This window comes from Streptomyces zhihengii, assembly GCF_016919245.1.
Taxonomy (GTDB): domain Bacteria; phylum Actinomycetota; class Actinomycetes; order Streptomycetales; family Streptomycetaceae; genus Streptomyces; species Streptomyces zhihengii.
Genome location: NZ_JAFEJA010000001.1, coordinates 4,660,323 through 4,672,602 on the forward strand (window position 1 = coordinate 4,660,323; position 12,280 = coordinate 4,672,602).

General features: G+C 73.9%; 7 protein-coding genes. 2 read left to right on the forward strand and 5 right to left on the reverse strand.

Translation table 11 applies throughout. The features are described from left to right. Nucleotides 1-2: 2 nt before the first annotated feature. The 3 genes from JE024_RS41950 to JE024_RS19670 all read right to left on the reverse strand — a co-directional run bounded on the left by JE024_RS41950 (nucleotide 3) and on the right by JE024_RS19670 (nucleotide 5,884). A complete protein-coding gene (locus JE024_RS41950; RefSeq protein WP_205374834.1) occupies nucleotides 3-4,505 on the reverse strand; it encodes a wHTH domain-containing protein in 4,503 nt (1,500 codons plus the stop codon). A 13-nt stretch (nucleotides 4,506-4,518) separates the two neighbouring features. After that, the gene (locus JE024_RS19665; protein WP_205374835.1) at nucleotides 4,519-4,902 is read right to left on the reverse strand and encodes a Pepco domain-containing protein; all 384 of its coding nucleotides are present in this window, start codon (nucleotides 4,900-4,902) and stop codon (nucleotides 4,519-4,521) included. Nucleotides 4,903-5,005: 103 nt separating this feature from the next. Further along, nucleotides 5,006-5,884 (reverse strand): LysR family transcriptional regulator, encoded by an 879-nt coding sequence (locus tag JE024_RS19670; RefSeq protein WP_205374836.1) that lies wholly within the window; start codon nucleotides 5,882-5,884, stop codon nucleotides 5,006-5,008. A 171-nt stretch (nucleotides 5,885-6,055) separates the two neighbouring features. Here JE024_RS19670 and JE024_RS19675 point away from each other — a divergent pair, with 171 nt between their 5' ends. After that, nucleotides 6,056-7,096, forward strand: a complete 1,041-nt coding sequence (locus JE024_RS19675; protein WP_372449871.1) for an EamA family transporter — start codon at nucleotides 6,056-6,058, stop codon at nucleotides 7,094-7,096. Nucleotides 7,097-7,228: 132 nt separating this feature from the next. On the opposite strand, the gene JE024_RS19680 is transcribed toward JE024_RS19675, so the two are convergent. Together JE024_RS19680 and JE024_RS19685 are read right to left on the reverse strand one after the other, a co-directional pair. Continuing rightward, entirely contained in the window at nucleotides 7,229-9,064 is a 1,836-nt protein-coding gene (locus JE024_RS19680; RefSeq protein WP_244882986.1) for a Dyp-type peroxidase, read from the reverse strand. Between the two features lie 82 nt (nucleotides 9,065-9,146). Further along, a complete protein-coding gene (locus JE024_RS19685; RefSeq protein WP_205374838.1) occupies nucleotides 9,147-11,018 on the reverse strand; it encodes a galactose oxidase early set domain-containing protein in 1,872 nt (623 codons plus the stop codon). 418 nt (nucleotides 11,019-11,436) lie between these two features. Here JE024_RS19685 and JE024_RS19690 point away from each other — a divergent pair, with 418 nt between their 5' ends. After that, nucleotides 11,437-12,228, forward strand: coding sequence for a TIGR03084 family metal-binding protein (locus tag JE024_RS19690; protein WP_205374839.1), 792 nt, complete (start codon nucleotides 11,437-11,439; stop codon nucleotides 12,226-12,228). Nucleotides 12,229-12,280 lie beyond the last annotated feature (52 nt).

Genomic DNA, 12,280 nt, shown 5'->3' on the forward strand with positions numbered 1-12,280 from the left:
GGTCACCCCTCGGTGAACTCGACTCCGGGCGGCAGCGTGTAGCCGAGCTCGCCCAGCCGCGTGGCCACGTCCGCGGGAAGCCGGCCCGTCTCCGCCGCCGCAGCCAGGATGTGGGCGAGCCCGACAGGCCGGTCCGCCGTCAGCCACCCGGCCTCGTCCTCCGTCCGCAGCACCTCGACGTCGTTCGGCAGGATCCGTGCGGGCAGTGGAGTCGCGGCGGGCAGGTGGTGCCCGAACGCCGCCAGCCTGCTCGCGACCTCCGCCGGCTCACGGTCGGTGAGCACGGCGGCCTGCAGGACATGGCCGAGTGCCAGCGGCTTCCGGTCGTCGAGCCGGGGATCGTCGCCGTCCAGGTCCTTGCTGACGAGCAGCACGTCCTCCCGGTGCGCGGTGTCGGGGACGCTGATGCTCCCCGGTGCGACGAGGCCCCATTCCTCCCATACGGAGATCGCCTCGGACGGCGTGCAGTGCGCCCATGCCGCCGCCACGACGGCATGGGTGGGCCCGAGGCGGCCCCTGGGTGTCAGCCAGGGCGCCTTGCCGTCCCCGTGGCGGCTCAGCAGGGCCATCTCCAGCGACGTTGCGCCTTCGCGGGGGAGCGTCGACAGGTCCGGCACGTCGTGGCCCAGTTCGGTCAGGCGCGCCGCCACGGCCTCGACCGGGCGGCGGAGCCTTGCCGCGGCCAGGAGGAGGTGACCGACCGGGACGGTGTCCGAGGAGGAGAGCCAGGGGGCGTTGCTGTCGGCGTCGCTGCTGAGCAGGAAGACGTCGTCCGCCGTGACATCCGTCAGCGGAACGGCCGACGGCAGGACCGCCCGGCCGATCTCCTCGTAGGCGTGTGCCACGTCCTCTCTGCTCCGACCGAGCTCGGCGGCGACCTTGGCCACCTGGGCGACCGAGACGACGGCCTCCCGGTCCGACACGAGGACGGTCGCCGTATGGGCCTGGGTGATCCGCCGTGGAGCGCGGAACCAGTCGGGCACGGTGTATCCGTAACCCGCGAGACGCTGGACGACCTGTTCGGTGCTCTGCCGCAGGAGGCGCGCCAGGTGCATCACATGCGTGGGCTGCAGCGGCCGGTCGGGCAGGAAAAGCCGTTCCTGGTCGAAGAGTTCCAGGTCGCCGGGGCCGGCTCCCTCGGGCAGCCGGAGCCACTCGGGCGGCGGATGGCCCAGCTCGACGAGGCGCTGCCACACGGTGTCGGGCGGGAGCCCGTGCGCCTTGACGGCGCGGAGCACGGTCCTGATGAACGGAAGGCCGTGACCACGGACCAGACGGCTGCCCCCACCGTCCGAGTGCCCTTCGCGCTCGGGGAACACCACACCTCTCAGCAGGGAGTCGTCCAGGGGGTGGGCCAGCGGCACCGTCGTACCGGGGGCGAGGCGGACACCCGGATACGCGCCGGCGGCGGCCCAGGCACGCGTGCGCCACTCGGTCTCGGGGCTCTCCCGGTCGTTCGGCACCGGTCCCCAGGGAACCGAACGGTCCCTGGTGAAGACGTGCGCGTCCTCGGGGAAGCAGCCGATGACGTCCACCGGTCCTTCGTGGCCGTGCACGCCCCACGGTGTGAAGGAGCCCCGGGCCGCCGCGTCCATGACGGCGTCCGCCAGCTCGTGCCCGTGATGGACGGCCACGTCGCTGAGCCAGGACGCGGTGAGAATCGTCGCGTCGCTCCGGATCAGCGCGGGGATCTCCGCGTGGAGGAGCCGGCGCACATGGGGCTGGTCCCAGGTGATGCACCGCTTGCGGTCGACGGTCAGCTGGGGGGCGTGACGGCCCTTGAGGTCGACCACCGCGCCCCACAGGGGAGTTCCGGCCCACAGGCCGTCGCTCAGGACGGCTCCGGTCGTGCTGCACCACCACACCTCGGCCCGGTCGGTCGCCGACACGACGGCCTCCGGGTCGCGCACGGCACGGCCGGCGGTCACCTGCCGGTCGCCGAGCGGGGCGACGTCGGAGAGCGCTCCCGGGCTCCACACGAGGGGTTCCTCGTCCGGGCCGGCGCCGGTGTCCCCGGCGGTGACGCGGTAGTCGGAGATCCACAGCAGCCGGCGCAGGACCTCCTTCGCCGAGACCGCGGTGTCGGGATCGCGCAGCCAGAGCCGGACGGTGGTGCCGGCCTCGTGACCGCGTCCCAGGTCCTGGATGCGGAAGAGCGCGCCGGGCCCCGCGATGTCCACGCGCAGACGGTTCCCCGGGTGACCCTCGCGGTCCAGGCGGCAGGTGGTCACCTGGAGGTCGTCGGCGAGCATGAAGTAGCTCAGGACGCCGATGCCGAAACGGCTGTTGGGATGGAGCTCGATCCCCTCGGCCTGCCAGGCGGCCAGCTCGTCGATGTACTCCGGCAGATCGGCGAAGCGCATGCCGGCGTGCGAGAAGACCTCGCGGAGCTCGCGCTCGCCCATGCCGATGCCGTTGTCCGTGCACTGGATGTAGGGCCGGCCGCCCTCCTCGCCCTGGACGAAGTCGATCCGGCCCTCCCACCGCCCGGTGAAGCCGTGAGCCGTCCTGCGGAGGTAGGCGGTGCGGGCGTCGCGGTAGCGGCAGGCGTCCAGGGCGTTCTGGTAGAGCTCCCGGATGGCCAGGGCTGGGTCGCCGTACAGCTCCTCGCCCATCAGCAGTTCCTGGATCCGGTCGTCCGCGAGCCGGAACCGCAGGTCGGTCGACTCGTAGACGCGCTTGCCCCGGGAGTTGAGGGCGGGGACCACCTGATCCGCCGTGGCGTGCGCGGGCAGGTCCTCCAGCGGCGCGAGCTGGGGGTCGGAGCCCGCCCGGACGTCGACGGCGGCGAGGACGCCGTCCAGCACGGTGGCCTGCTGCTGCAGGGCCAGGCCCACCGCCGGGTGGCCGCAGACGGCGTGCAGCACCCGGGTACGGCCCCGCGGCTCCCACCGCGCCTTCTCCAGGGTCTCCTGGAGCTCGGGGAGGGAGACGGCGTAGCTGATGCCGAGATGGTCGACGACGATGTCCCCGAGCGTCCGGGGATCCATCGCCGAGCGGTGGGCGACCGCCAGCAGGGCGAAGACGAGCTGGCGGCGGACGCGCTGCTCGAAGCCGGACATGCCCGCCAGCTGGCGGGCCGGGCGGTCGGCGGTGAAGTCGGGAGTGGACTGGAGGGCCCGCACGAGGGAGGTCATGTCGTCGAGGTCGAAGACCTCCGAGACCAGCCGGGCGTCCGCGCCGGTGGCTCCCGGGGCCACCGGCGCCAGCAGCGCGGCGAGCGCCTGGTCCCCGCCCTTCTCCGGATGGCGTGTCAGCCAGTGGTGGAACAGCCACCACGCGATGCCCTCGGCGCCCTCGGCGTCCGACCGCCCGGCCCGGCGGACCAGCCGCGCGTACGCCGAGAAGTACTGCTCGTAGTCGGCCCTCAGGGCCGGCGCCCCCGGTGTGCGGCTCAGCCGGGTCGGCTCCGCGGAGAGCGCGCCGACGGCGGTCCGGTACCGGTGCGCGGTGTACAGGAAGGGGGCGGTGACCAGGCGAGCCGCCTCGGCCGGGGACAGTTCCAGCTTCTGCGGGTTGAGCACCTTCGACAGCAGCCAGGTCACCCGCTCCGTCATCCGCTCGGCCAGCCCCGCCGGCGACCAGGGGTCGCCGGACAGCAGCCGCCGGTCGGCCTCCGCCGTCCGGTGCAGCCGGTCCGCCAGCTCCTCGACGGCGTCCCGCAGCACCTCCGCCCCGGGGGCGTGCTCCACCTGCTGCCAGGCCGGATGCTCCCGCGCGAGCCTCGCCCAGGAGGTCTCGCCCGGTTCGAGCGGTGCGGCGCGCTCGGGGCGGGCGAAGACGACGAAGTCGTCGATGTCCGACTCCGTGCGCACACGGACCTGCTGGCGGCGGCACTCGTGCTCGGAGGTCAGCTGGTCGAGCGTCGTCTGGAGCCGCTCCTGGACCTCTCCCAGCGTGCTCGGGCCGCTCTCGTCCGCCACCAGTGTGCTCAGCGCCCGGGAGAAGAGGCTGAAGGTGACCTGCCCCGCCGTGGCGTACCGTGCGTACTCGCCCTTCGAGCAGGCGTAGACATGGCAGTGGTGCCGGTCGCCGACCCGGCGGACCTTGATCTCCGACCAGCCCAGCACATTGCCGAGTGCCTTCTCGCGCAGGTCGATGCCCTCGCGGCAGGCGTCGACGAACACCACGACGTCGCCCGCCGCACTGCGTTCCGCGTAGGCGCCGAAGTCGATCGGCACGCACTTGCCCGGGAAGTCGTGGACGCGGGTCAGCGCCCCCCGGGGCACCAGGTAGTCCGTGTCCCGGTGGTGGATGCCGTGGCCGCTGAGGAACAGCAGGAGTGTCTGTCCCGGCGCGGCCTCCTGGAAGAAGATCTCGATCGCCGACTCGATCTCGTCGCGCCCGGTCTGGGACACGTCGTGGACCTCGACCTCGTACCCGACGCCGTCGAGGGCCTGGGCGAGTTCCCGCAGGTCGTTCTCGACGAAGGGCAGGTCCGAGACGGCCGTGTCGCGGTAGGACGGCACGCCGACCAGCAGAGCCCGGTAGGACGGGTGGCTCATGGCAGCGGCCCCGTCAGGCCTCGAAGGTGAGGGTGATCGCGCCCTTGGCCGCGACCTGTGCCGAGGTGCCCACGAAGGCGATCCCGCCACTGGCCGTCACCTCGAAGGACACCTGCGCCTGCCGCAGGGCCATCCCGCCCTCGGGGACCGTGATCGAACCGAGCACACCCTGCAGACCGTCGACCGCGCGCTGGAGGCTGTCCCGCAGGACGGCCACCGGGATGTCGCGCAGCGAGCCGTCGCCCTCCTCGGCCGCCCGGCGGCCGAACAGGCCCTTGTCGCCGGCGGGGCCGGTGCTCGCGGCGGCCGGGGCGGTGTCGTCGATCGACACGATGAAGGGGAGCGTCTCCAGGGACCCCTCGTCCCCGCCCGCGGTCGCCTGACTGTTCTCGAACATCGTTCCCCCAGCGCCGTTCCGTGTGATGGTGCGTCAATTATGGTGCGGGGGAGTGACGGGGCGGGCCCGTTCCGCGGAGGCCGGCGGCGCGGCCCCCGCCCGGTCAGGTCGCGGCACCCGGCGTACGGCCGCCGGACGCCACCGCCCGGGCGAGGGCGACGAAGTCGGGGATCGCCGGGTGCGGGGCCGCCGCCCGCCAGGCGAGGAGTACCTGGACGGGCGGGGCGTCCGAGAGCGGGCGGTAGACCACGCCCGGATTGGTGTGCATCTCGGCGGTGGAGGCCGCGGAGACGCCGACGCCCCGGCCCGCGGCGATCGCGGTGAGCCAGTCGTCGGTGTTGCCGACCGTGAACGTGGCCGTCGGGCGGATCCCGGGCGGCCACAGGTCGAGCGTCGTCATGCCCGAGACGGTGTTCAGCACCACGGGCCCGGCGGCGAGGTCCGCGAGGGCGAGGCTCTCCCGGCGGGCGAGCGGACCGTCCGCGGTGACCGCGGCCACCCGCGCCTCGGTGAACAGCGGCGCGGTGACGAGGTCCGGCACGGCCACCCGGCCCCGGAGCACGGCCGCGTCGACCCGCCCCCGGGTGAGCCCGGCCGTCCGGTCGTCGATACGGAGCAGTTCCACCGGCGTCCCGGGGTGCTCGCGGGCCCAGCGGCGCAGCAGCGGGGTCGTGTACGGCCCGAGGGCCGACCAGGCGTGCCCGATGCGCAGCGGCGCGCGCAGCAGCCGGCTCGCGTCGAGCGCCTCGTCGAAGGCGGCGACCGCGGCGGCGGCCTTGTCGCGGAACGCCCGGCCCTCGGGGGTGAGCTCCAGATGATGCGTGGAACGGTCCACCAGCCGGGTGCCCAGATGGCGCTCCAGCGCCGCGAGCGACCGCGAGACGCTCGGCTGGGTGAGGTTCAGCCGGGCTGCCGCCCTGGTCACGCTGGATTCCTCGGCGATGGCGAGGAAGCAGCGGAGATGGCGCAGCTCGATGCTCATACGCCCGGAGCATAACCGCAGCGAGAAAGGCATTTCACGCAGGACGGGCCGGTCCGTAGCGTGGGAGGGGTGCGCAGGCCCCGAACGGGCCCGCGGCGGTGCGGCCGGACGACGCGGCCGCACGGCGGACGGCGGATGGGCGACGGAGCGAGGAGGCGGCCGGTGACGGCGGTGCGGGGTGCGGCGAGAGGTGGTCCGGAGCCCGGGCCCGGGGCGGGCGCGGCCGTGGTGCTTCCCGAGGCCGCGGGACCCGCCGCCGGCGCGGCCCCCGGCGGCCCGCCGGGCAAGCGGTCCCTGGGGCCCGTGTCGCTGGTGGTCGCCGGTGCGCTGTCCGTGCAGTTCGGCGCGGCGATCGCCGTCATGCTGATGCCCCGCACGGGGGCCCTCGGCGTGGTGACCCTGCGCCTGGTGCTCGCCGCGCTGGTGCTGCTCGTGGTCTGCCGCCCGAAGCTGCGCGGCCACTCGCGCGCCGACTGGGGCACGGTCGTGGCGTTCGGCGCCGCGATGGGCTCGATGAACATCCTCTTCTACCAGGCCGTCGACCGGATCCCGCTGGGCGCCGCCGTCACCCTGGAGGTGCTCGGCCCGCTCGCCATGTCCGTGATCGTCTCCCGCCGGCTGGTGAACCTGCTCTGGGCCGGGCTGGCCCTCGGCGGCGTCGTCCTGCTCAGCGGCGGCGGCTTCGACCGGCTCGACCCGGTGGGCGCCCTGTTCGCCCTCGCGGCGGGTGCGATGTGGGCGTTGTACATCATCTTCAGCGCCCGCACCGGGCGGCGGTTCCCGCAGGCCGACGGGCTGGCACTGGCCATGGCGGTGGCCGCGCTGATCAGCCTGCCGCTGGGGATCTGGGAGGCGGGCTCCAAGCTGGTGCAGCCGGCCACGCTCGGCCTCGGCCTGGCCGTCGCGCTGATGTCGTCGGTCCTGCCCTACACCCTGGAACTCCTGGCACTGCGCCGGCTGCCCGCGGCGACGTTCGCCGTCCTGATGAGCCTGGAGCCGGCGATCGCGGCGACGGCCGGGTTCCTGGTGCTGCACCAGGCGCTGTCCCTCGGCGACGCGGCGGCGATCGCGCTGGTGATCGCCGCCAGCATGGGCGCGGTCCGTACGCAGACGGCGGCGGCCCGCCCGCCCGCGGAGCCGGACCGCGGGAAGCCGGAGTCCGTGCAGTTGGACCGCGGGAAGCCGGGGCGCGCGCGGCCCGACCGCGGGTAGGGCGGCGCGGCGGCCCGCCCCGGCGCGCTCCGCCGTCACGGGCCTGCCGCGCCGCCCCGGGACCGGGCCCGGCCCCGCCCCGGCCCTGGGAAACGGGACCGGCCCCGGGGGCCGGTCCCGCCCCGACCCCGGTCAGTGCATGGTGTTCGTCGCCCAGATCGGCCTGTCCGCGGCCGTGTAGATCACGACGTTGCCGTCCGACTGCACCGACAGCTTCGCCCCCGGGTTGCCGCCGGTCCCGGTGGACCAGACCGGCTGGTTGTCGGGCGTGTAGACGACGAAGTCGCCGTCCTCCTGGAGGACCGCCCGCGCGCCGGGGGTCGGCGGGTTGCTGGAGGCCCAGCGCGGGTCGTCCATCTCGTCGAAGGCCACGAGCCGCCCGTCGTCCTGGAGCACCAGCTTCGCCCTGCCCGCGTCGACGACGTCACGGGCCTCGAACGTCGAGACGGCGAAGACATCGTGGTTGCCGGTGGGCGTCACCTTCACCTTGATCCTGGGGACGTCGTCCTCCAGCCGCCCGTCGGCGAGCCGGTCCAGCGTGGACATCGAGGGGGTGAAGGCGTAGACCGCGCCCTCCGTCCGCACGAACTGCTCGAAGCGGATCCGCCGGTTGTTGAACGAGACCTCGCTCTCCCGGCCGATCATCGGATCGCGGCCGACCGACGGCTTGCGTGAGGGGAAGTCCTCCGCGTCCACCCAGTCCCGCTGCATGAACTCGAACTGGGCCACCAGGTCGCTCTGGTAGCTGACGAAGACCAGTCCGCGCGCCGCGTCGGGGCCGTGGCCCGCCGGGCCCGCCGGGTCGAACGGCAGGCCGTAGGGGATGCCCCTCCGCATGATCCGCCGGCCGTCGAGGTCCCCCTTCTCCGGGACGACATGGCCGCCCTCCTGGAAGCGGAGACCGTCGCGCGGGTTGGTCTTGCGCAGGTGGGAGAAGAGGGGGGTGACGGCCCCCTCCAGGTCGTCGGCGAAGCTGATGTCGTTGTCGTTCGCCGACGCCGGGTCCGACGGCATGTCGGCGTGCGGGCACTTGGCCACCGGTGTGCCCGACCGCCAGCGGCCGACCATCCGCGCCGCCAGCCACTCCGTGGTGGCCTCCGGCGGTACGGCCTTCGCCTCCGTCAGCTCCTTCAGCCGCGCCCCGATCTGCGCCCACCAGCCGGGGACGTCCTGCCCGAGGCGGCGGACCACGTGGAACGAGCCGCCGCGGGCCCACTCGGGCATGCTGTACGGGCGGTCGGTGGCCCGCTCCTCGCCGACGACGAACTCGCCGGCGGGGACGATCCGGGTGCCGGGGTGATTCTTCTTCCACTCCGGGCGCCGAGGGTCGGGTTCGTCGAAGCCCGCGACCGCCGGCTCGCTGACGCCGTCCTTGAAGCCGAAGTGCTCCTTGCCGGCCCGTGCGCCGGGCAGCGTTCCGCCGTCCTGCTCGAAGACGATCACCACCTTGTGGACGGACGCCTCCTGGCGCTCCTCGGCGAGGGCGGCCCGCAGGTCCGCGACGGTGTCCGCGGCGAGGGTCAGCACGGCGTGCACCGGCTGGGCGTTGCTGTCGCCGAACAGCCAGTTCTCGGGGGAGTTGTCCCCGGTGTCGCCCAGCATCCCCGCGCGCAGGGCCGGGCCCTGCTTGAAGGCCAGCTGGGTCGTCTGCTCGGCGGCGCGCGGGAAGGGGTCCTTGCCGGTCAGGGTCTCGATGCCCGCGTGGGTGAAGCTGACGCTGCGCCACAGGGCCGTCAGAGCGCTGGGGTCGTCGCCGCCGCTGTTGCGGCGGGCCGCGCTGAAGGCGGTGTTGAAGGCGGCGACCTGCCTGGTCGTGGCGATCCGGGGCTTGAGGCGGCGCAGCCAGGTGCGCGCGCGGGTGGCGTCGTCGAACTTCAGGAAGAGCAGCTGGACGTTGTCCTTCTTGAATCCGGCGATCACGTCGCCCTGGATCTCGGTGCTGTCCCGCAGGGGGAGTTCGGTGGTCACGGTGACTCCGTCTCGTGAGGTCTCTCTCGTCTGTCGGCGCCGCCGCGGACCCCGGCCGGCCCGCCGGGGTCCGCGGCCGGTGTCACCGGGACTCGGGCGGGCCGAAGGACACGAACTTGGCCGTGCTGGGCACGCCCTCCGCGTCGAGAAGGAAGAGCATGTAGTAGCCGGGAGGTGCCGCCTTCGCCGAGGGCGGCGCCTGGAGTTCCAGCGATCCGCCCGCCCTGCTCCTGATCCGCAGGTCGAGGTGGCGCTGGCTGAAGTTCACCGAGTGGGTGGCCGTCGTGGGCGCCAGCAGCACCGCCCGGGCGACGTCCTGCGGTGCGGAGCTGAGCACCGTGAAGCGGCTGTCGTAGGTGAGGGTGCGGCCGGGTACGGCCGTGAGGTCGGGCCGCTCACCGCTGTGCAGGTAGGCCGGCTCGTAGATCTCGATCGAGCCGTCCATGTCGTCCTTGATGTCCGGGTCGTTGGCGATCTGCTGGGCCTCGTCGCCGGTGACCATGATCCGCCCGTCCGGGAGCACCACGGCGTTGGAGTGGTAGCCGCGCGGCAGGCGCTGGGCGGGGCCGAGCTTCCAGTTGCCGTCGGCGTCGCGCAGTTCGGTCTGCCGGTACTTCAGGTCGGCGTTGGGGTTGTAGACCCCGTTGCCGTAGTCGCGGATGTCGTAGGAGCCGTTGACGGTGAACAGGGTGCCGTCGGGCAGGATCAGGGTGTCGTCCTGCGTGCGTCCGAAGGCCCTGGGCTGCTGGGTCTTCCACTGGCCGCCGACGAGCTGGTACGTGTTCGGGTCGTCCCGGTCGCCGCCGAGGACGAGGACGGAGTCCGGGCCCCGGAACCCGGCGGGCAGCGGTACGGCGGAGCCGTAGTTGCGCATGAAGCCGTCGGGCCGGTCGGGCAGGGAGGCCCTGGTCTCGGTGACCGGGTCGAACGTCCACTGCTGGTCGTGGTCGCGGCCGAGGCCGTAGATCATGCCGTCGCGCAGGGAGAACAGGTGCGGGTAGTCGTGCCGGAACGGGGCCTCGGCCCCGAAGAGGTCCACGGGCGTGTCCTGCGGCAGGTCCCGTCTGTCGACCGGTACGGGACGCGAGCGCGCGGGGAAGCGTTCGACGACGGGGGTGGGCGTGCCCCAGCCGAGTTCCGACTGGCCCGACATGATGAGGATGCGGCCGTCGGAGCCGGTGACGGCGCTCGGGTACCAGCGGCCGACGGACATGTCCTTGTTGAGCGACCAGGTCTCGGTCCACGGGTCGAAGACGAGCGACAGCTTCGCGCCCGCGCCGTGGTTGCCGCCCAGGTTGCCGCCGAAGACGCCGAGCATGCCGTTGGGCAGGAAGGCGTGGCCGGCGCAGAAGAACGGCGCGGGCCGGGAGACGTTCCAGCCGTCCGGCATCACGACGGAGGGGGGAGTGACCTGGGTGAAGGCGGCCGTCCCGGTGCCCTTCGCGGGGTCCCAGAGGTAGGCCCGGCCCGCGTTCTCCCTGCCGGTGATCTGGGTCGGCGCGGTCTCCTTCGTCGGGTTGGTCTCGATCCTCTCGAACGAGAACAGCAGGACCTTGCCGGTGGGCAGCTGCGCGACGTGGACGCCGAAGTCGGGGGACGGGAAGTACTGCCGGAAGACGCCGAAGTCCGACGCGACGAACCGGGCGTTGTGCCTGGCCTGCGACGTGGTGAGGGACTCCAGCCGGGCCGTGCGCATGGGCTGCGGATAGTCGCCGGTGTCCTCGGCGCGCATCCGGGCACGGGCGTGTTCCTCGGCGTGCTCCTGGCCGAGGACGGCGGCCTCCTCCTTGTCGACCGGCGCCTTCGCCCGGCCGGAGGCGGCACCGCCGGTGACGGAGTGCGGTCCGGGCGGGGCGTCGTGCGCGGAGGCCGGCAGGGCGAGGACCGCGGGGACGGTCAGCGCCGAGATGACGGCGCAGGCCGAGAGCAGCCTGGACAGACGTGATCGTGACATGGGGCTCCTTGTGGGTGGCCCTGGGGCGGGCACGGCACCGTCGGCAGGGGCCGCACATGCGTGTGGCATACATCGACGATGACGCACGGTGGGATTCCGGGACAGGGAGTGACCGTGCGGTGCGGTGCGTCTGCCCGCCGCCGGGCCGGGAGGGTGGGGGGTCGCCCGCGGCCGGAGTGATCCGGGACCGGGCGGGATCAAGGTACGGGCGCGTGCGGGGACACTCCCAACCCCGCTCGGGGGAACCACTCGTGCGGTTCAGGAAGAATCAATTCTTCGTGCCCGAGCGGTTTGATCAGGGCCGGAAGCCGTACGAGGGCGGTGCCGCCGAAAAATCAAAGCAAGCACGCTTGCTTGTTTTCTTGCGCGCTGCCATGCTCCGGGGCACAGACCCGCCGTGCCCACGAGGGAGCGCCCCGTGTCCGACCCGTCCGCCGTACTCGACGACCTGCGCGACGAGAGCGACGCGCTCGACCGGCTGGTGGCGCCGCTGGAGGCCGGGCGGTGGGCGGCTCCCACGCCCGCCGAGGGCTGGAGCGTCGCCCACCAGATCGCCCACCTCGCCTGGACCGACCGCGCCGCGCATCTCGCGGTCACCGACGCCGAGGGCTTCGCCGCCGCCGTGACGGAGGCCCTCGCCGCGCCCGAGAGCTTCGTCGACGACGGCGCGGCCGAGGGCGCGGCCCTCCCGCCCGCCGAGTTGCTCGGCCGCTGGCGGCTCGGCCGCGAGCGCCTGCAGCGGGCGCTGCGCGAGGCCCCGCCCGGCGCCCGCTTCCCGTGGTTCGGCCCGCCGATGAGCACCGCCTCCATGGCGACGGCCCGCCTGATGGAGACCTGGGCGCACGGGCAGGACGTCGCCGACGCCCTCGGCGTCGAGCGCGCCCCCACCGCCCGCCTGGCGCAGGTCGCGCGGATCGGCTTCCGCACGCGGGACTTCGCGTACGGCGTGCACGGCCTCACCCCGCCCGCCGACCCGTTCCGCGTCGAACTGACCGGCCCCGGCGGGGAGCTGTGGGCGTACGGCCCCGAGGACGCCCCGCAGCGCGTGACGGGCCCGGCGCTCGACTTCGCGCTGCTCGTCACCCAGCGCGCCCACCGCGCCGACCTCGCGCTGCGCGCCGAGGGCGCGGACGCCGACCGCTGGCTGGACATCGCCCAGGCGTTCGCCGGCCTCCCCGGCAAGGGCCGCGCCCCCCAGGGGGACGCGTGACCCGTCCCGGCCACCCCGCCCCCGGGGCGGACACCCCCGACGACCGTGTCAC

Coding starts and splice junctions, on each gene's coding strand:
- JE024_RS41950 (WP_205374834.1), bottom strand. CDS start 4,505: ATGAGCCACCCGTCCTACCGGGCTCTGCTGGTCGGCGTGCCGTCCTAC.
- JE024_RS19665 (WP_205374835.1), bottom strand. CDS start 4,902: ATGTTCGAGAACAGTCAGGCGACCGCGGGCGGGGACGAGGGGTCCCTG.
- JE024_RS19670 (WP_205374836.1), bottom strand. CDS start 5,884: ATGAGCATCGAGCTGCGCCATCTCCGCTGCTTCCTCGCCATCGCCGAG.
- JE024_RS19685 (WP_205374838.1), bottom strand. CDS start 11,018: ATGTCACGATCACGTCTGTCCAGGCTGCTCTCGGCCTGCGCCGTCATC.